Genomic DNA, 19,934 nt, shown 5'->3' with positions numbered 1-19,934 from the left:
ATGTTAGAACTCAACAATATTACGCTCTCATACGGCAGCAATCCGATCCTGAAAGGGGTTGATTTGTCGGTAAAACGCGGCGATGTGGTATCGATCATCGGGCCAAGCGGCACCGGGAAAACTACGCTGCTGCGCTGCATCAACTATCTGGCGAAGCCATCAGCCGGGACCATTCAGCTGGATCAGATCCGCATGGATTATCAGTCACCGGATAAAGCGGCGATCCAGGCGATCCGCTTGCGCACCGCCATGGTGTTCCAGCAGTTTAACGTGTTCAAAAACATGACGGTGCTGGAAAACGTGATGGATCCGCTGATCGTCATCCAGCATAAAACCAAACAGCAAGCGCGCGACATCGCCGTGCAGGAGCTGGAGCGTGTGGGTCTGGGTGCCAGGCTTGATCACTATCCGTCGCAGCTGTCTGGCGGCCAGTTACAGCGTACCGGTATCGCCCGTGCTTTGGCGGTGCGTCCGGATGTGATGCTGTTTGATGAACCGACCTCATCGCTCGATCCGGAGCTGGTGGGTGAAGTGCTGAAAGTGATTAAAGACGTGGCGTCATCCGGTATTACCTCGCTGCTGGTGACGCATGAGATGCAGTTCGCGAAAAGCATTTCGAATCGCATCGTGTTTATGGATCAGGGTGTCGTGGCCGCGCAGGGCAGTCCGACAGAGATGTTTGATAACCCAACCCTGCCGCGCCTTGCACAGTTCCTCAGTTCAGAACGAGCATTCTAATAATTAAAGGAATCAGAGACATGCCTGCAATCAAAACCACATTACGTCGCCTGGCCGCGCCTGGCATCATCGCCCTGGCCCTGATCAGCGGTAACAGCTTTGCTGACGCGGTACGCACCATCAAAATCGCGACCGCAGCGGAATCCAAACCGCTGTCATGGGGCGCCATCGGCCACGAACCTGAGGGTTACGAGCCGGACGTGCTGAAAGCCATTAACGCGAAACTGCCGCAGTACAAGTTTGTGATGGAAGGCGCGGCGGATATCGCGCAGGAAACCGGCCTGGTGACCGGCAAATACGACATGGCGACTGGTGGTTACTACAAAGCGCCAGCACGCAGCAAGCAGTTCCTGATCCCGGATGCACCGATCGGTGCCAGCCTGATGAAGATCTACAGCCGCAGCGATAGCAATATCAACGGCATGAAGGATCTGGTCGGCAAGAATATCGTGCCTGTGACCGCAGGCGGCGGCGTGTATAAGTTCGTCACCCAGTGGCAACAGGACAACCCGAACGACAAAATCACCATCAAAGCATCCAGCGCCGGTGTGCCTTACCCGGATCGTCTGAAAGAAGTGCAGAACGGGAAATACGATGCGCTGATCCTGCCTTCAAACCTCGGTGAGCAGACGGTGATCGACAACCAGAAGCTGGCGATCAAAGCCAGTGAGCCGGTGGTGATCAACAATACCTATGTACTGATCCACCGCTCTGCCGAAAACCAGGCCCTGAACGATGACGTGAACAAAGCGCTGAAAGAACTGAAAGACGACGGCACGCTGGATAAGCTGGCGCAGAAGTGGTTTGGCGAAGAAGTCACTAAGTACATGAAGTAATAGATTCACTGCGCCCGGTGCTGAGCCGGGCGCATGCTGTCCTTTTTAGCAGGAGTGTTTCACCGTGAATCTATCCTCCATGATTCCAGAACTGCTGTCGGCGCTGCCACTGACGCTCGGCATCATGTTTGTCGCGATGATTGCCGGGTTCTTTCTGGCGCTGATCGCCACCGTTTTTCGCGTGCGCCGTATTCCCGTGATCAGCCAGCTGGCCGATCTCTATGTTTCCTATGCGCGCAGCGTGCCCGTGGTGCTGCAGCTGTTTGTGGCCTTCTACGGCATGCCGCTGATCACCGATAATTTCGGCTTTGGTGACTTCTTTACCGCCAATGTGGCGGCGATGATCGGCCTGAGCCTGTATCACGGCGGCTATCTGTCGGAAGTGATGCGCCCGGCATACCTTGCGGTGGAACGGGGTCAGCATGATGCCACCGACAGCCTTGGCTACAGCTTCCGCCAGAAAATGCTGCGGGTGATTGGCCCGCAAGCGGTGCACTTTGCGCTGCCGGGTTACGGCAATGCGATTATCTATCTGATTCACAACGTGGCGCTGGTGATGTACATCGGTGCGGCAGATGTGATGGCGACCGCGCACCTGATTATGGAACGCGATTACAACCAGTATCAGTTCGGCACCTATCTGGTGTTGGCCGTACTTTATTCACTGCTGTGCGGTGTGGCGTGGCTGGTTATCCGCTTCTTTGAACAACGTCATGCGAAGTACAGCTCTAAGTCTGCACCGCGCGTGAAGTTCACCACCAGCGTCTGAGTCGGGGAGACAAACCATGTTTGATGCTGAGGTTTTGCTGCCGGACTTCTGGAGCATTCTCGATGCGGTACCGGTGACGCTGCTGATGGCGGTCACGGTATTTATCTGTTCGACGCTGTTGGGCGGGTTGTTTGCCTTTATCGAACATCGCCGCATTCCCGTGCTGCGCCAGCTGGTGATCACCTACAAAATCGCCTTCAAAGGCGTGCCGATGGTGGTGGTGATTTTTCTCGCCTATTACGGCTTGCCACCGGCGCTGCACTTTGTTGCCACGCTGTTTGGCGTCGAGGTGAATGCCCATTCACTGCCGAACTGGGTGATCATCATTGTGGCACTGAGTGCCTGTGTCGCGGCATTCCAGGCCGAAGTGTGGAAAGGCGCGCTGAACTCGTTCGACAGTGGACAATCCGATGCAGCCTTATCACTCGGCTACAGCGGTGGACAGCTTTTCCGTCGGGTGATGTTCCCGCAGATTATCGTGGCGGCGATCCCCGATCTGGCGAATGCGTTTATGGTGATCATGAAAGCCCTGTCGCTGGCATTTGCGATTGAAGTAGTGGATATCTTTGCCCAGGCGCAGTTGACGGCGGCGCTGAATTTCTACTACCTCGAAGCCTTCCTGATTGCGGTGGTGTTCTACATGGTGATTGCTTATGTGGTCACTAAGATCGCCGACAAGATTGAGGCGGCGCTGCGCGTGCGCACCTAGAGATGGCTAAGTTGTGATGAAACGGCAGCCCAGTGTGGCTGCCGTTTTTTTTGGCAAATTTGCGCGATAAATCTTGCTGCTACAGGGCCCGCACGGGTTGGGTAGCGGCGCAATTCATTGCGCTTCACCATGAACACTCCTTGCTATCATTATGCAAGTCACTTGCAAAATGATAGTCACTCTGCAACAGTATGCCGCATAAGATCCTTTGCAGAATACCCACCATGAAAAACGAACCGCTCTATCAAATGGCCTGCCCGATTGCGCGCAGCCTTGGCCGCGTCGGCGATGGCTGGAGCATGCTAATCATGCGCGATGCGCTGGCCGGTTTTACCCGTTTTGACGAATTCCAGAAAAACAGCGGCGTGGCGCCGAACATCCTGTCGCGCCGCCTGAAAGAGCTGGTGGAAGATGGTTTGCTGGAAAAGGTGTGTTACAGCACCACGCCGATGCGCTTCGAATATCACCTTACGCCCGCCGGACGTGATTTGCGTGGCGTTATCCTGGCGCTGGCCGAGTGGGGCAGCACCCACTTCTCGCCGGAAGGAAGGCAGATGCAGCTGGTGGAAACCGCCACCCAGCGTCCAGTGAAACCGCAGCTGGTCGATAGCGAAAACGGCCAACCACTCACCAGCGATAAATACCAAATGGTGCCCGGCCCGGCAGCGGCGCCGATCATGCACTATCGCCATGATTATTTGCAGAAAAAACGCGCGGGTGACAGCACGCTGAAATTCTCTCCGCCTGTTACAGAGAAACAGCCATGACCCGCACGCGTAAAAAATACGCTCTGCTGCTGGCACTGGCAATCGGCGGTTTAGCGGCGGCAGGTTATGGCTACTATTGGTGGCACACCGCGCGCTTTATGCCTTCGACCGATGATGCCTATGTTGGCGCAGATATCAGTGCCATCTCCGCCAAAGTGTCCGGTTACATTCACACGCTGGCGGTGCAGGACAACGCACAGGTGAAAAAAGGCGATCTGCTGGTGCAGTTGGATAACCGTGATTATCTGGCGGCGGTGGATCAGGCAACGGGCGAAGTGGCGGCACAGCAAGCCGCGTTAAGCGATATCGCCGCCACGCGCCAGCTGCAACTTGCCACTATTGCGGGCACGCACGCCTCTCTGCTGGCAGCGCAGGCGGTGACACTGAAAACCACCTCCGATCAGCGCCGTTACAGTGCGCTGGCCAGCAGCTCCGCGGTGTCACAGCAGATCCGCGATCATGCTCAGGCCGATTACCATCAGGCGATGGCGGAAGAGAGCAAAACCCGCGCCGACAAAACCGTTGCCGAGCGCCAGTTGCAGGTGCTGGATGCCCGTGAGCAGCAGGCCAAAGCCGCCTTAACTCAGGCACAAGCGGGGCTGGCGATGGCGAAGCTCAATCTTGAATACACTGAAATCCGCGCCCCCTTTGATGGTGTGGTGGGCAATCGTCGCGCCTGGTCAGGTTCTTATGTCAGCAGCGGCGCGCAGCTACTGTCGCTGGTGCCGGCGCAAGGGCTGTGGATCGATGCCAACTTCAAAGAGAGCCAGCTGGCCAATATGAAGCCGGGGCAGGTGGCTCGCATCGTCGCGGACGTGTTACCCGGTCGCACCTTTAATGGCCATGTTGGCAGCCTGTCGCCAGCCACCGGTTCACGCTTCAGCATTCTTCCGGCAGAAAACGCCACTGGCAACTTCACCAAAATCGTCCAGCGCGTGCCGGTGCGCATTGTGCTGGACGGCGACGCGGCGGTGCTGGGTCTGCTACGCCCTGGTCTTTCCGTCACGGTGACGGTGGATGAGAGAAGCGCGCGATGAGCAGCGTGGCTGCACCGCTGATGGCACCGGCGGAGATGCCGGTCAGCAAGAAGGTGTTCGCCTTTGCCACCATGTGCATCGGCATGTTTATCGCCTTGCTGGATATCCAGATTGTCTCCGCCTCATTGCGGGATATCGGCGGGGGGCTCTCGGCGGGTGACGACGAAACCGTGTGGGTGCAAACCAGCTACCTGATCGCGGAAATCATCATCCTCCCGCTTTCCGGTTGGCTGGCGAGCGTGATGTCCACACGCTGGCTGTTTGCCGTCTCCGCCTGCGGATTTACGGTAATGAGTTTGCTGTGTGGCTGGGCGTGGAATATTCAGAGCATGATCGCCTTTCGCGCCTTGCAGGGATTGGCGGGCGGCTCGATGATTCCGCTGGTGTTCACCACCGCCTTTGCCTTTTTCCAGGGCAAGCAGCGGGTGATTGCCGCCGCCACCGTGGGGGCGCTGGCTTCATTAGCGCCGACGTTAGGGCCCACGGTAGGCGGTTGGATCACCGATAACTTCAGCTGGCACTGGCTGTTTTACATCAACATCATCCCCGGTATCTACATCACCATTGCGGTGCCGCTGCTGGTCAGGATCGACTCGCCGAATCCTGAGTTACTGCGCGGTGCGGATTACTTCAGCATTGTTTTGCTGGCGCTATCATTGGGCTGTCTGGAGTACACCCTGGAAGAGGGGCCGCGCTGGGGTTGGTTTGACGATAGCACCATCACCACCACGGGCTGGATCGCATTGCTGTGTGGCGTGCTGTTTATCTTCCGCACGCTAAACCACGCCAAGCCGATCATGGATCTGCGCGCGTTAAAAGATCCAGGCTTTAGCCTCGGCTGTTATTTCTCGTTTATGGCCGGGGTGGGGATCTTCGCCACCATCTATCTCACGCCGCTGTTTCTCAGCCAGGTGCGCGGCTTTAGTGCGCTGGAGATCGGGCTAGCGATCTTCTCCACCGGCATTTTTCAGATCCTGTCGATCCCGCTTTATGCCTGGCTGGCGAACCGCGTCGATCTGCGCATTTTGCTGGCGTTTGGCCTGATGAGTTTTGGTGTATCGATGTTTTTCTTTGTGCCGATTACCCATGACTGGGGCGCAAAAGAGCTGCTGTTTCCGCAGGCGTTTCGCGGCATGGCGCAGCAGTTTGCGGTGGCGCCCACCGTGACGCTGACGCTCGGCAGCTTGCCACCCGCGCGACTAAAATTAGCCTCAGGACTGTTTAATCTGATGCGTAATCTCGGTGGCGCTATCGGCATTGCGCTGTGCGGCACCGTGCTGAATGACCGCACCAATCTGCACTTCAGCCGCCTGGCCGATCACCTCAACAGCGCCAGTTTGTCGCTCGGCGACTATCTGCAATCGCGCACCGCAGCCCTGATGTTTAACGGATTAAGCCTGGATGCGGCGCACACGGCGGCGCTGCAATCGCTGGCTTCACTCACCCTGCGCGAGGCGCGCACGCAGGCTTTTTCGGACGCATTCTGGCTGATCATGGTCGGATTTTGTATCGCTGCGCTGCTGGTGCCTTTGATGAAAAAGCCCGCAGCTTAAGGAGTTATCGATGAAACGTATTGTGATTACTGGTATGGGGATGGTTTCCCCGCTCGGCTGCGGTACAGAAGCGGTGTGGCAGTCATTGCTCGCGGGAAAATCGGGGATCAGCGCCTTACCGGACGAGATGGTACAGGACATCAGCTGCAAAATTGCCGGGCAGGTGCCTACGCTGGATCAAGATCCGCAGCATGGCTTCGATCCCGAGCGCGTGATCGCGCCAAAAGATCGCAAGAAAATGGATCGCTTTATTGAGTTTGCGCTGGTGGCGGCGCATGAAGCGCTGACGCAAGCCAACTGGTTCCCGCAGGATGAGGCAGATCGCCAGCGCACCGCGACGGTGATTGCTACTGGCATTGGTGGTTTCAACGAGATCGCCAACGCGGTTGAAACCACCACCAATCGCGGCCCGCGTCGTTTATCGCCGTTTACCATTCCCTCTTTCCTCGCCAATCTGGCGGCAGGGCATGTGTCGATTGCCCACGGTTTTCGCGGCCCGATTGGCGCGCCGGTAACGGCGTGCGCAGCGGGCGCGCAGGCGATTGGCGATGCGGCGCGAATGATTCGCAGCGGCGAGGCGGATGTCGCGCTGTGCGGCGGCACTGAAGCGGCAATCCATCGCGTCAGTCTTGCGGGCTTTGCGGCTGCGAAAGCGATGTCAGGCGGATTTAACGATCATCCTGAACAGGCATCTCGTCCGTTTGATCGTGACCGCGATGGCTTTGTAATGGGTGAGGGCGCGGGTCTGCTGGTGATTGAATCTCTGGAACATGCACAGGCACGCGGTGCGACACCGCTGGCGGAGCTGGTCGGCTATGGCACCAGTGCCGATGCCTACCATCTCACCGCCGGACCGGAAACCGGTGAGGGCGCTCGCCGTGCGATGGAGACTGCGCTGGCGCAGGCGGGCATCACCCCAGCCGAGGTGCAGCATATCAACGCTCATGCCACCTCCACGCCGGTGGGCGATAAAGGCGAGCTGGCGGCCATTCGCACGCTGTTTGCGGACAGCAATGTGGCGATCACCTCGACGAAATCCGCCACCGGGCATCTGCTGGGTGCCGCGGGCGGCGTGGAGGCGATCTTCTCGATCCTGGCACTGCGCGATCAAATCGCACCGCCCACGCTCAATCTGCTAAATCCCGATGAAGCCGCTGCCGGGCTGAATCTGGTGGCAATGAAACCTCTGCCGATGGTGATGCAGCATGTGCTGTCGAACGGCTTTGGCTTCGGCGGCGTGAATGCCAGCTTGCTGTTTAAGGGTTGGGATGAGGTTTCTCGTTAACGTGCTGGGAAGACTGACGGCAATAAAAAAGGCCGCTGTTATCAGCGGCCTGGAGGGCAGGGTGAATTAGCGCTTTTCCAGCGCTTCCCACAGACCCATCAGGTAAGTGGTGCCGAGTGCGCGGTCATACAAACCGTAGCCCGGACGTCCGGTTTCGCCCCAGATAAAGCGGCCATGATCGGAACGAATGTAGCCATCGAAGCCGTTGTCGTGCATCGATTGCAGCACCTTGTACATATCCAGCGAGCCATACTCAGTAGGATGTGCGCACTCGTAGAAATCTTTGTCCTGAATAATCTTGATGTTACGTACGTGCGCAAATGGAATACGTTTGCGGCGTGAGAACTCGGCCAGAATACCGTACACATCATTCTGCGGATCTTCCGCAATCGATCCGGTACACAGCGTGATGCCGTTAGCCTCTGAATCCACCACGTTACAGATCCAGTCGAGGTCTTCGCGATTCTTCACAATGCGTGGCAGACCGAAGATCGAGTACGGTGGATCGTCAGGATGGATCGCCATCTTCACGCCCACTTCTTCACATACCGGGATCACCGCTTTCAGGAAGTAAGCGAGGTTTTCACGCAGCTTGTTGTCGTCAACGTCTTTGTATTGCGCAAACAGATCCTGCACTTTCGCCAGACGCTCTGGCTCCCAGCCTGGCAACGCGAAACCGTTTGAGTTGCCCAACACTTCCTGCACCACTTCGTCGAGGCTCTTATCGATGCCTTTCTTCTCGAACGCCATGGTGAGTGAGCCGTCTGGCAGCACGTAGTTCATGTCGGTCTTCATCCAGTCAAATACCGGCATGAAGTTGTAGCAGATCACTTTCACGCCGACTTCAGCGAGGTGACGAATGCTCTGCTTGTAGTTCTCAATATATTGATCGCGGCTCGGCAGGCCGATCTTGATGTCGTCATGAATGTTGACGCTCTCGATCACTTCCACCGTCAGACCGGCGGCATGTACCTGATCAACCAGTGCTTTAATCTTATCTTTCGGCCAGGTTTCCCCGACCGGCACGTCATACAGCGCGCCGACTACGCCACGTACACCCGGCACCTGGCGTATATATTCCAGCGAAACTTTATCTTCTTTGGGACCAAACCAACGCATTGTCAGTTGCATAATCTCATCCACCGTCATCGTGTTGCTGCGATAACTGTTAAACTACCATTCTAGTAAACATGATCACAGCATCGACTAACGAATATCTCTTGATCCGCGTCACAGAACACAATTTCTTCGGAAAAGCAGGCGGTGTGGCGGATTTACGCGGCCTAAATTTAGTTCGGGTGCTAACGCAACGAGAACGGAAAGAAGAGGTACGCCTTTTCCCAGGCGCGTTTTCTACTGCCTTGCAGGAATAAAGAAAGTTTTGTTAGCTGAAATAACCTCAATGCTTCGCCGTTCCCTCTGAGCTTGATGCAATTTTCCGCTACTGATCGGCTTTTCATTTGTTTTATTTATCAGAAACTTCCTGGCAGGCAAAATAACCCTTATTTCCTCTCCGTCAGCTATCATGTCCGAAGAAGCGCTGCGTCAGCAGATTCAGAACCTGAAAAAGCATAATGCGCGCTTAAAGCGCATAGCGCATGACGCGCGAAACAAGCTGAATGCGGCGCTGGACGGAACCGGTTTATGTTTGTGGCAGCTGGATATTCCCAGCGGCAAGCTGGTGATTTTCAATCGACGCTGGGGTTCGATGCTGGGTTTCCAGCCGAAAGAGACTAAAGCGCAGTTTGAAGTCTGGCGCGAACGCCTGCACCCCGATGACGCCGATGAAGTGCTCAAGGCGTTTTACGATCATATCGAAGGGCGTGCGCCTTACTATGAGGCGCTGCATCGCATGCTGGGTAAGAACGATAAAATTACCTGGGTGCTGGATCGTGGGCGCGTGACCGAGTGGGATGAAGAGGGGAATCCACTCAAAGTTACCGGCACGCATATTGATATGACCAAAGAGAAGCAGTATGAAGCGCAGCTCTCTTCATTGGCGCATCACGATCCGCTGACCGGCCTGACCAACCGCCACGCGCTGCAAACGTATTTCAGCAAAATGAAAGCGCAGGGGCCGCTGTGCGTGGCATTTATCGATCTCGATAACTTTAAGCATGTTAACGACACGCTCGGCCATCGCAGTGGCGACGAAGTGTTGATTCAGCTCAGCCAGCGCATTCTTGACCAGGTGCCACCGAACGTGGTGGTGGGCCGTCTGGGCGGGGATGAGTTTGTGCTGCTGATGCCGTTCCTGATCGATTTCCCCAAAGTGCGCATCATGATGCAGGCGGTGCTGGATGCCGCACTGACGCCGTTTGATGTTGATAACGGCCATGCGCAGATTGGTGCTTCCATTGGCGTGGCGACGGTGCAGCCGCACTTTAGTTTTGATGAGGCGCTGACGCGTGCCGATGAAGCGATGTACCAGATTAAGAAGAACGGCAAGCAAGGGTTTGGCCTGGCGGGGTAATCTTTTGTGGTTGCGGAAACAGACCCGCGCCACCGCCAAAGTCTGTGTCCCCATTTGCAGCAAAGCCCTCTCACCTGGAGAGGGCCATAAACCGCCTTTAACTCAAAACGCGAAGCACGAACAGCCCAGCGCACCCCAGAAGGCATGGTTATCCGACACCGGTACCGAAGACTGGCGTGCCACATCGTGTGAGTGGCTGTGTACCCCACAAGGGCCGCTGCACTGGTGCACTTTCGGCATCATCGCCGCACGACCAATGGCTTGCGGTGGCGCGCTACGGTAGTGGCCCGGCACGGTGACCACCGGAGACCACTCTGGCAACACTGGCACCGGTGGTGGTGACAGCGGCGTAAACCCACCTGCGGCATACACCACTTCGCCATCGACCAGCGTCAACACGGATTCAATCCCTTTAATCTCCTCTTCCGGCACGCTAAAGAAATCTTTCGACAGCAACACCAGATCCGCCAACTGACCGACTTTGATTTCCCCTTTGGCATTCTGCTCGCTGGAGAACCAGGCGCTGCCTTTGGTCCACAGCATCAGCGCGGTTTCGCGGTCAATACGCGCATTGTCATCGTACAACTGCATGCCGCCGACGGTGCGGCCAGAAACCAGCCAGTAGAGCGCGGTCCATGGGTTATAGCTGGCGACGCGCGTGGCATCGGTGCCCAAACCAACTGGCACGCCTGCATCCAACATGCGTGCTACCGGCGGTGTCTGTTTGGCGGCTTCTTTACCGTAGCGATCGACAAAGTATTCGCCCTGGAATGCCATACGATGCTGCACGGCCAGCCCGCCACCCAGCGCTTTGACGCGCTCAATGTTGGCTTCGGTGATGGTCTCGGCGTGGTCAAAGAACCAGTGCAGGCCGTTAAACGGAATATCGCGGTTTACTTTTTCAAACACGTCCAGCATGCGGCTGATCGATTCGTTGTAGGTGGCATGCAGACGGAACGGCCAGCGATGCTCAACCAGATGGCGCACCACGCGCTCCAGTTCATCTTCCATGCCGGGGGCCAGGTCGGGGCGCGGTTCGAGGAAGTCTTCGAAATCTGCCGCCGAGAACACCAGCATCTCGCCCGCTCCATTGTGACGCAGGAAATTGGTGCCCTGGCCCGGCTTCAGCATGTCGGTCCACTTCTCGAAATCTTCCAGTTCATGGCCGGGACGCTGAGTAAACAGGTTGTAGGCAATGCGCACCGTCAGCTGCTTTTTGGCGTGCAGTTCCGAAATCACATCGTAATCATCGGGATAGTTCTGGAAGCCGCCGCCCGCATCAATGGCGCTGGTCAGGCCGAGGCGGTTCAGCTCACGCATAAACTGACGTGTGGAGTTAACTTGCTGTTCCAGCGGCAGCTTCGGTCCTTTCGCCAGCGTGGCGTACAGCAGCATGGCGTTAGGGCGCGCAATTAGCATGCCGGTCGGGTTACCGTTGCTGTCACGCTGGATTTCACCGCCCGGTGGGTTCGGCGTGTCTTTGGTGTAACCGACCACGCGCAGCGCAGCGCGGTTCAGCAGGGCACGGTCATACAGGTGCAGGATGAACACTGGCGTATCCGGCGCGGCGGCGTTGATCTCATCCAGCGTCGGCATGCGGCGTTCAGCAAACTGGAATTCACTCCAGCCGCCGACGACGCGCACCCACTGCGGTGAAGGGGTGCGCAGCGCCTGTTCACGCAGCATACGCAGCGCATCGGCCAGTGACGGTACGCCTTCCCAGCGCAGTTCAAGGTTGTAGTTAAGGCCACCGCGAATCAGGTGCAGGTGTGAGTCGTTAAGGCCAGGAATACCGGTGTGGCCTTTGGCATCAATAATCTGCGTGTCGTTACCAGTAAAGCGCATCACTTCCGCTTCGCTGCCTACCGCGAGAAACTTGCCGTCTTTGATCGCCACCGCAGTGGCGAACGGGTTGGCGCGATCCACCGTGTGGAATTTGCCGTTGGTAAAAATCAGTGTGGCCGTTGTCATCATCTCTTCTCCAGTTAGATTACGCGTTGCGGCCAATAAGCCACTGTTTTAAAACACGGGTAACGATCGGCATCCACAGGAACACCACCAGTGCCACCACGCTGGCATCATTTAGCAAGTGGCCCCACAGCGTGCCGTGCGCGGCGGGCAACACCTGATTCCAGAACCACGGCACCAGGTTGGTAGAGGGAAAAATCACCCCCAGCGTCAGTAAGTATTGTTTCCATTTCGCCGGTTTGACCTGGCCTTTTTGCGTCGGGGTAAACCAGAACGCGGCGCCGGGGCGCACTTCAATGTGTTCTGGCTGTGCCAGCATCGCTGGCAGGTTCTGGATTAACGTTTTGCGCTGATCCGATTTCAGCCAGGCGTACAGCTCATCCAATCCGGTAAAACGAATCAGCACGGTGTAAGCATTGTCGCCGTGCACCGGGCGCAGCACGTTGACGCCAAGATGGCCAGGAAAGCTCGCAGCCTGCGGCATGATGGTGTCGAGCCACTGCTCATAATGGGCCTGCTGTTCTGGCAGGATGCTGTGGGTAATCACCAGCGTGACATGGTTGGCTTGTTGTGAGTAATTCATCGTAAGTTCCTGAGTTTCCGCTGGTGAAAGTGCTTGCGTCGTTGAGTAAAAAAATACGAAATGAGAGCGTTTATTGATAACGGATAGATTTTGGGTTGTTGTTCAACAATTTTTGGGGAGGCATGGGGTATGCGTTTAAACCTTGAGGCGCTGCTGATTTTGGATGCGTTGGATCGCCACGGCACCTTTGCCGCTGCGGCTGCGCGCTTGTTTAAAACTGCGTCGGCGTTGAGCTATACCGTGCAGAAGATGGAGAGCGATCTCAAGATCACGCTGTTGGATCGCTCTGGACATCGCGCCACCTTCACCCCGACCGGGCGTTTGATGCTGGAAAAAGGTCGCACCCTGCTGCGCGCGGTGAATGAGTTAGAACAGCAGGCGCGCTATGTTGAGAGTGGCTGGGAAAGCCAGTTGGTGATCAGCGTCGATGCCTCACTGCCGTTTCGCATTCTCACGCCGCTGATTGATCAGTTTTATCAGGAGCACCCGCATACTCAGCTGCAATTCCGTCAGGACGTGCTGGCTGGCTGCTGGGAAGCGCTCAACTATGGCGAAGCGGACATTGTCTTTGGCGCGGTGCAGGAACCCGCCACGCGCAAAGAGATTGTCTGCCAGCCGCTCGGCTGGCTGGATTATGTGTTTGCTGTCGCACCGGAGCATCCTCTCGCTTCCGCACCTGAACCACTGCTGCGCGAGCAGATTCGTCAGTACCGCGCGGTGACGGTCCATGACTCGTCTCGTCACGGTGCAGGTATCGATTTACGCGTGCTGGATGAGCAGAAGACGCTGAGCGTGCATGACTTCCCGGCGAAACTACAGGCGCAACTGGATGGCTTGGGCTGTGGTTACCTGCCGCTATACCTGGCGAGGCCGCATCTGGAGAGTGGCGCGCTGGTGGCGCGCCAGCTGGATAGCGAATGCCGCCGCGATATGGCGTATCTGGCGTGGAATGAAACCGCGACCGGCAATGCGGCCACCTGGTGGCGTGAGCACCTGCTCACGCTTCCTGGATTGCAGGAGATTTATTCTCCCGCGTAAAGGCTGTTATATCGCAATGTGGTGACTGACCTGCGGGGCTTCTTCACCCTGGTGATATTGCAGAACGGCCTGCTGAAGTTCGGCATCGGCGTGCGACACACGCTGGTGCTGACGCATATGCTCCTGCCAGGACTCCACCATAAACCACTCCAGCAATGCTGTCGGATCGTCGGTTTGCTCCATGAGTCCCCATGAATAGGCGCCATCACGGCGGCGAGACTGCGCCAATTTGTGAATCGCCTTTTTGAACGCGGCGCGATCTTCCTGCGGCACGCGGTAGCGAATCTGAATCAACACCGGACCATGACGCACATCGACATCATCGTGCACCACCGGCATGGCCCAATGCTCCGCGGGTTGCAGATCCGCTTCACCTGCAGGCAGTGTCAGACGTTTCAGCAGCACGCCAGAGATCACCAGACCGGCCCCGGCAATCATCAGCGTGGAAGCCAGGCCGAGCTGTTGCGCGATTAAACCCCAGGCCAGACTGCCACCGGCTAATGTGCCGTTAAACACCATCAGATACACCGCCAGACCGCGACCGCGCACCCAATCCGGCAGCACCGCCTGCGCTACGCCGTTCAAGGTGGTCAGTGCAATAATCCAGCCGACGCCAAGCACCAGCATCAACAGCAGCGCCAGCCACTGCGGCGGGCTCATCGCTAATGCCAGCATGACCAGCGCACTCAGCACCGCTGAGAGCAGCAGCAAACCATCGTTACTGAGTTTGCTGCGCAGACGCGGCAACAGCAGCGCACCGGCAATCGCACCGCCGCCCACTGCGCCCAGCAGCAAACCATAAAAACCGGCGGTACCGTGCAGCATGGTGCGTGCTACCAGCGGCAGCAGCGCCCAGATGGCACTGGCAAAGGCGAAATACATCGCAGCGCGGAACAACACGCGATGCAGTTCACGGCTGGCTTTGACATAGCGCAGGCCCGCGCGGAAGGCACCAAAGAAGTGTTCGTTGAGTTCGGTTTTGGCTTTCGCCGGACGTTTCCAGTACAGCAGGGCAGCAATAACGAAAAAATAACTCGCCACATCGGCACCGTAGGCCGCCATGGCGCCTAAACTTGCCAGCAGCAAACCGCCAGTGGCAGGACCGATGGCGCGGGCAATATTGATGCCTAGCGAGTTGAGCGCCACGGCGTTTTTCAGCTCATGGCGTGGCACCAGTTCGGGCACAATCGCCTGCCAGGCCGGGCCAAACAGCGCGGCACCAATGCCACCGACAAAGGTCAGGCCGATTAGCCATTCCACGGTGAGCCAGTGATTGTGCGACAGCACCAGCAGAGTGCCGCTGACGCTGGCCATCAGGATTTGCACCACGATTAGCAGACGGCGGCGATCGACGATATCGGAGAGCACGCCCGCTGGCAGTGCCAACAGAAACACCGGCAGGGTGGCAGCGGTTTGCATTAAAGCCACGGCGGTTGGGTTATCGGATAAGCCGGTAACTAACCAGGCGCTGGCGACATCGCGAATAAAGCTGCCGGTGTTGCCGAGCACTGAGGCGGTCCAGATCAGGGCGAACAGCCCGTAGGCGAAGGGAGAAAAAGCACCGCCGCGTGGCGTCATTGGGTTTTGCTGGCTCATCATCGTGTTCCTGTAAATGTGCGATGTATGCACCTTACGAATCCCGCCAGACGCTTCATAGCGGAAAAAATCGGCCAACTTGTTCAGGCTTTTTTGACAGCTTCACAGGGCAAAAATCTTTGAACAAGTTGTCAAAATCTCTGCTTTAGGTTTTTGCAGCAACCGAATGTAGTTTGATTAGCAGACACAACATCACTCACTTAACGGAGCAAAAAAACATGAGCACATTCAAAGCGAAAGACGGCGTTAACCTGTATTACAAAGATTGGGGCAAAGGTCAGCCAGTTCTGTTCAGCCACGGCTGGCCGCTGGATGCCGATATGTGGGATAGCCAACTAAATTTCCTCGCTGAACGCGGCTATCGTGCGATTGCGTTTGACCGTCGCGGCTTCGGTCGCTCTGAGCAGCCGTGGGAAGGTTATGATTACGATACCTTCGCCGATGATATTCATGCGCTGATTGAGCATCTGCAACTGGATGACATCACGCTGGTGGGCTTCTCAATGGGCGGTGGTGATGTCTCACGTTATATCGGTCGCTACGGTACGGCGAAAGTGAAAGGGCTGGTACTACTGGGCGCGGTGACGCCAATCTTCGGCAAAACCGATGACCATCCGGAAGGTGTTGAAAAAGCAGTGTTTGATGGTATCAAAGACGGCTTGCGTAAAGATCGTGCGCAGTTTATCAAAGACTTCGCCACGCCGTTTTATGGGGCCAACGCGGGCCAGACTATTTCAGATGGCGTAATGACGCAGACGCTGAATATCGCGCTGCTGGCCTCACTGAAAGGCACGATTGATTGTGTGACGGCTTTTGCGGAAACCGATTTCCGCGCTGATATCGCCAAAGTAGATGTGCCGACGCTGGTGATTCACGGCAGCAACGACCAGATCGTACCGTTTGAAGCCACCGGTAAGTTGGTGCACGAGATGATCGAGGGCTCGGAGCTGAAAGTGTATGAGAACGGCCCGCACGGTTTTGCGGTGACGCATCAGGATCGGTTGAACGACGACTTACTGGCATTCTTGCAGGGAAATAAATAAGCGCAGGTTGCGTAGCGGCGCAATTTATCGCGCGAATCCAGGGCTGCATCGCCGCTTACAGATGCGCAATAAGCCGCTGCGATAATGACCACCAAAAAGAAAGGGCGCTGATGCGCCCTTTCTGTTTTAATCCGCCAGCAGATGCCCGTACATCGACATTAGCCTGCGGGTCACACCGTTGGTCCAGCCAAATCCATCCTGCAGTGGATATTCACCGCCGCCACCCGGACGGGCACGATCGCCGCTGATGTCATACTTCTCCACCAGCTTGTGATGCAGCGAATAGAAGTTCTTCACCGTGGTCAGCCAGTTAACAGCAATCTCTGTCGCCAGCGTCTCTTCGCCGTAATGATTCAGACCCACTACCGCCATCCATTGTAATGGTGCCCAGCCGTTGGGTTTATCCCACTGTTCACCGCTCTCTACCATCGATGTCACCAGACCGCCCTGCGTCAGCAGCAACTGGCGCAGCGCCACCGCCTGCAGATGCGCTTGCTCCGGCGTGGCCAGGCCGAGGAACAGCGGCACCACAGCCGCTGCCGTGAAGGCACCAAAGCGTTCGTCGCGCCAGTTGTAATCACGGTACACGCCTGCGGTGTCATCCCACAGGTAACGATGAATTGCCTGCTTACGCGTATCGGCTTTTTTCTGCCACGCCAGCGCCGTTAGCTCTTCACCTTTGGCGTGTGACAGGGTGGAGATCATCAGCTCCAGCTTGTAGAGAAACGCATTCAGGTCCACAGGGATAAACTGGGTAGTGCGAATACTGGCCAGACGCTGCGGATCGCGCAACCAGCGTGAGGAGTAATCCCAGCCCGATGCGGCACCGGCACGCAAATCGCGGTACACCTCATTAGCCGGTCGGCTCGATTTGCTGGCAGTTTCCACGTCTTCCATCCACGACTCATCGCGCGGGGTGTCGCGGTCATCCCAGTAGCGGTTGAGCAGCGAGCCATCCGGCATACGCACCACGTGACGATACGCCTGATGTGGCATCAGCTCGCCCGCGCCATCCATCCAGAACTGATACTCTTTCATCAGCTGGTCGAGATAACGCTTGGCACCGCGAATCCCATCCTCTTCAAACAGCTCCACCATCAGGGCAAACACCGGTGGCTGTGAGCGGCTGAGATAATAAGTCCGGTTGCCGTTTGGCACGTGGCCGTAATTATCGATTAGCCATGCGAAGTTATCTGCCATGTCGCGCAGCAAATCGTCACGCCCGGCATCGGCAAGGCCGAGCATGCTGAAATAGGAGTCCCAATAATAGGTCTCACCAAAACGCCCGCCTGGCACCACATAAGGTTTTGGCAGCGGCAGCAGCGATGAGTGCGGTAAATGCTGCTGCGGCATTTTGGTTAACACCGGCCACAACTCGTCAATATGTTCCGTCAGCGATTTATCCGGATTGGAAACATAAAAACTTTCATTCACCTGCGGCAAATAAAAATGGTCGTGCACGAATTTTTCGAGATCGAATTCGGCCGAGCGACGGGTGCGACGATAGCGGATTAATATATCCAGCGGATCATATTTTGGCGCGCAGTCCGGGAATGTTTTTCCATCCGGAAATATGCGCGACATCTGCACGTGCTCGAACAGTTCAAGATAGCGATCGGCAGGGGTGAGCGCATCTGGCGCGGGCAGACCCTGGATCAGCTCCGGTTCCGGCTCGGAATCCTCCATGCCTTCGCGGATAAATTCGTGAGGATCGTATTGATACCCCAGATCAGCATGGGCTTCGTGTTCCCCGAAAGCTTGACGTTGCTGGTGGTTAGTATTAATAGCGGCCTCCTGAAATTGCCTGGTTGCTCAAAGCACAAATTATAGAGCTTTGAATAGCTGAGACAACAATGCGAAATATCTATGAACGTAATAAATCTTGTCGATTGATCCGGCTTTTTAGTGAATTTACAGCGATTACAACAAGCTATATTTCAGGAAGTGAAAGCAATGTTTTAAATGGTGGTTCAAATCAGTGCACAGAATTATCTGTAAATAAGAAAATCGCCATTATTTGGCTTAAATACTGCGTTTGGCTTTGATCATTTGGTGGCATACGAGACGGGAATCAGGCCAGCTTTCGCTGGCCTGAACAGGCATTATTTTGCCAGTGTGACTTTAATCACCTCGGCATAAGGCGTGGTCGGGCGACCAATCAGTTTGCTCAGCGCTCGGCTGTCATCAAACAGCCCGCCTTGTGCGGCACCGGCATCGGAGTCCGCCAGCAGTTCTGCCAGCGCATCCGGCAAACCGGCGCCTTTCAATGCTGCCTCAAACTCAGCAGGCGGCAGGTTGATGTAATCCACTTGCTCGCCAGACTGTTTAGCAATCTCGGCGCTGAACTCGGCCAGCGTATAGCTCTCATCGCCAGCGAGCTCATACACTTTACCTGCCTGATCGTCACGACTGATCACTTCAGCGGCGGCGGCGGCATAGTCTACACGAGCGGCCGATGAGATGCGGCCTTCACCCACCGCGCCAATAAAGGCGTGATGCGCCAGCGCTGGGGCAATGCTGGCGGCATAGTTTTCGGTGTACCAGCCATTACGCAGCAGGGCATAGGGCACGCCTGAGGCCTTCAGCATCGCTTCTGTGGCGCGATGCTCGACGCCCAGACCCAGCGTGGTGGTGTCCGCATGCAACAGGCTGGTGTAAGCGATAAATTTCACGCCCGCCGCTTTTGCCGCATCAATCACCGCCTGGTGCTGCGCTTCACGCTGCCCCACTTCGCTGGAAGAGATCAGCAGCAGTTTGTCGACGCCGCTGAACGCGCTTTTCAGCGTGTCTGGCTTGCTGTAATCCGCCGCGCGCAACGTCACGCCCAGCGCTTTCAAATCGTCTGCTTTCTCAGGTGAACGCACTGCCGCAATCACTTCGCTGGCAGGGACTTTCTTCAGTAACTCGTTAATCACCAAACGGCCCAGTTGGCCTGTGGCACCGGTAATCGCAATCATGATGTTCTCCTTCAGTTTGAGCTGGAATGAAATCAGCCTAAGGGATAAACTAACTTTTAGTAAGTACTTACAGATTTGTTAGTTTGGAAGAGGCAGCATAAATGTCTGAAAAATTGAGTAATAAATTTATCCGTGGCGAGCTGCTCAATGTAAATTGCCCTTCACGCGACGTGCTCAAGCGCATCACCAGCCGCTGGAGCGTATTGGTATTATTAGCGCTGCGCGAAGAAACGCTGCGTTTTAGCGAACTGCGCCGCAAGATCGGTGGCGTCAGTGAACGCATGCTGGCGCAAACGCTGCGCTATATGGAAGAAGATGGGTTTATCGAACGTATCGCCTATGAAGTGGTGCCACCGCATGTGGAATATCGCCTGACGCCGCTCGGACGTGAAGTTGAAGGGCATGTGATTGGCCTGGCCGACTGGCTGGAAAGCAATGTGCATCGCATTGTGAAGGATGCGCAATCTGCCTGAATCGCGAGGTCGGCGCGCGGCGCTGACCTGACCTTTTTTCACTTCGATCATCATCACATTTTTTCCTGATCTTCCCCTGAATCTCTCGATCCTTCTCACACTTTATGAC

Annotated in this window: 18 protein-coding genes; 12 read left to right on the top strand and 6 right to left on the bottom strand. The window is 56.3% G+C overall.

The window, feature by feature from the left end; translation table 11 throughout:
• From AC1MDE_RS05955 to fabF, 8 genes are all read left to right on the top strand, one after another.
• Entirely contained in the window at positions 1-738 is a 738-nt protein-coding gene (locus AC1MDE_RS05955; RefSeq protein WP_058959296.1) for an amino acid ABC transporter ATP-binding protein, read from the top strand.
• 20 nt (positions 739-758) lie between these two features.
• The gene (locus tag AC1MDE_RS05950; protein WP_034823325.1) at positions 759-1,574 is read left to right on the top strand and encodes a transporter substrate-binding domain-containing protein; all 816 of its coding nucleotides are present in this window, start codon (positions 759-761) and stop codon (positions 1,572-1,574) included.
• Between the two features lie 79 nt (positions 1,575-1,653).
• Positions 1,654-2,343, top strand: coding sequence for an amino acid ABC transporter permease (locus tag AC1MDE_RS05945; RefSeq protein WP_197080186.1), 690 nt, complete (start codon positions 1,654-1,656; stop codon positions 2,341-2,343).
• Between the two features lie 16 nt (positions 2,344-2,359).
• Complete coding sequence (locus AC1MDE_RS05940; protein ID WP_034823323.1) at positions 2,360-3,052, top strand: amino acid ABC transporter permease; 693 nt, start codon at positions 2,360-2,362, stop codon at positions 3,050-3,052.
• Positions 3,053-3,276: 224 nt separating this feature from the next.
• Positions 3,277-3,819 (top strand): winged helix-turn-helix transcriptional regulator, encoded by a 543-nt coding sequence (locus tag AC1MDE_RS05935; RefSeq protein ID WP_034823322.1) that lies wholly within the window; start codon positions 3,277-3,279, stop codon positions 3,817-3,819.
• Positions 3,816-4,856 carry an HlyD family secretion protein gene (locus AC1MDE_RS05930; protein ID WP_480344378.1) on the top strand — a complete coding sequence of 347 codons (1,041 nt, stop codon included), beginning with the start codon at positions 3,816-3,818 and terminating at the stop codon, positions 4,854-4,856. The genes AC1MDE_RS05935 and AC1MDE_RS05930 overlap by 4 nt, the downstream gene beginning before the upstream one ends.
• The gene (locus AC1MDE_RS05925) at positions 4,853-6,409 is read left to right on the top strand and encodes a DHA2 family efflux MFS transporter permease subunit (protein ID WP_479401534.1); all 1,557 of its coding nucleotides are present in this window, start codon (positions 4,853-4,855) and stop codon (positions 6,407-6,409) included. Before AC1MDE_RS05930 ends, AC1MDE_RS05925 begins: the two co-directional genes overlap by 4 nt.
• 10 nt (positions 6,410-6,419) lie before the next feature.
• Positions 6,420-7,694, top strand: a complete 1,275-nt coding sequence (gene fabF, locus AC1MDE_RS05920) for a beta-ketoacyl-ACP synthase II (protein ID WP_480344377.1) — start codon at positions 6,420-6,422, stop codon at positions 7,692-7,694.
• A 66-nt stretch (positions 7,695-7,760) separates the two neighbouring features.
• On the opposite strand, the gene uxuA is transcribed toward fabF, so the two are convergent.
• On the bottom strand, positions 7,761-8,825 hold the full coding sequence (uxuA, locus tag AC1MDE_RS05915; RefSeq protein ID WP_034823371.1) for a mannonate dehydratase: 1,065 nt from the start codon (positions 8,823-8,825) through the stop codon (positions 7,761-7,763).
• A gap of 394 nt (positions 8,826-9,219) precedes the next feature.
• Here uxuA and AC1MDE_RS05910 point away from each other — a divergent pair, with 394 nt between their 5' ends.
• Positions 9,220-10,167: a sensor domain-containing diguanylate cyclase gene (locus AC1MDE_RS05910; RefSeq protein ID WP_058959302.1), complete on the top strand. Its 948-nt coding sequence runs from the start codon at positions 9,220-9,222 to the stop codon at positions 10,165-10,167.
• A gap of 102 nt (positions 10,168-10,269) precedes the next feature.
• Here AC1MDE_RS05910 and AC1MDE_RS05905 read toward each other — a convergent pair whose 3' ends face one another.
• Both AC1MDE_RS05905 and AC1MDE_RS05900 read right to left on the bottom strand, forming a co-directional pair.
• Positions 10,270-12,138, bottom strand: coding sequence for an amidohydrolase (locus tag AC1MDE_RS05905; RefSeq protein ID WP_374754030.1), 1,869 nt, complete (start codon positions 12,136-12,138; stop codon positions 10,270-10,272).
• 19 nt (positions 12,139-12,157) lie between these two features.
• Complete coding sequence (locus AC1MDE_RS05900) at positions 12,158-12,718, bottom strand: antibiotic biosynthesis monooxygenase (protein ID WP_058959304.1); 561 nt, start codon at positions 12,716-12,718, stop codon at positions 12,158-12,160.
• Between the two features lie 129 nt (positions 12,719-12,847).
• On the opposite strand from AC1MDE_RS05900, the gene AC1MDE_RS05895 reads away from it, so the two are divergent.
• Positions 12,848-13,756, top strand: coding sequence for a LysR family transcriptional regulator (locus tag AC1MDE_RS05895; protein WP_058959305.1), 909 nt, complete (start codon positions 12,848-12,850; stop codon positions 13,754-13,756).
• 6 nt (positions 13,757-13,762) lie between these two features.
• On the opposite strand, the gene AC1MDE_RS05890 is transcribed toward AC1MDE_RS05895, so the two are convergent.
• Positions 13,763-15,352, bottom strand: coding sequence for an MFS transporter (locus AC1MDE_RS05890; RefSeq protein ID WP_480344406.1), 1,590 nt, complete (start codon positions 15,350-15,352; stop codon positions 13,763-13,765).
• A gap of 218 nt (positions 15,353-15,570) precedes the next feature.
• On the opposite strand from AC1MDE_RS05890, the gene AC1MDE_RS05885 reads away from it, so the two are divergent.
• Positions 15,571-16,395 carry an alpha/beta fold hydrolase gene (locus tag AC1MDE_RS05885; protein ID WP_479399541.1) on the top strand — a complete coding sequence of 275 codons (825 nt, stop codon included), beginning with the start codon at positions 15,571-15,573 and terminating at the stop codon, positions 16,393-16,395.
• Positions 16,396-16,521: 126 nt separating this feature from the next.
• Here the strand turns inward: AC1MDE_RS05885 and treF are convergent, their stop codons facing one another.
• A complete protein-coding gene (gene treF, locus AC1MDE_RS05880) occupies positions 16,522-18,180 on the bottom strand; it encodes an alpha,alpha-trehalase TreF (RefSeq protein WP_052127430.1) in 1,659 nt (552 codons plus the stop codon).
• A gap of 317 nt (positions 18,181-18,497) precedes the next feature.
• Positions 18,498-19,352: an SDR family oxidoreductase gene (locus AC1MDE_RS05875; protein ID WP_479401549.1), complete on the bottom strand. Its 855-nt coding sequence runs from the start codon at positions 19,350-19,352 to the stop codon at positions 18,498-18,500.
• Between the two features lie 101 nt (positions 19,353-19,453).
• Here AC1MDE_RS05875 and AC1MDE_RS05870 point away from each other — a divergent pair, with 101 nt between their 5' ends.
• Positions 19,454-19,825, top strand: a complete 372-nt coding sequence (locus AC1MDE_RS05870; protein ID WP_034823303.1) for a winged helix-turn-helix transcriptional regulator — start codon at positions 19,454-19,456, stop codon at positions 19,823-19,825.
• The last annotated feature ends 109 nt before the right edge of the window (positions 19,826-19,934 follow it).

Source organism: Pantoea folii, assembly GCF_056678875.1.
Note: the sequence above shows the minus strand (reverse complement) of the source record. Positions and strands in the feature narration are given on the sequence as shown.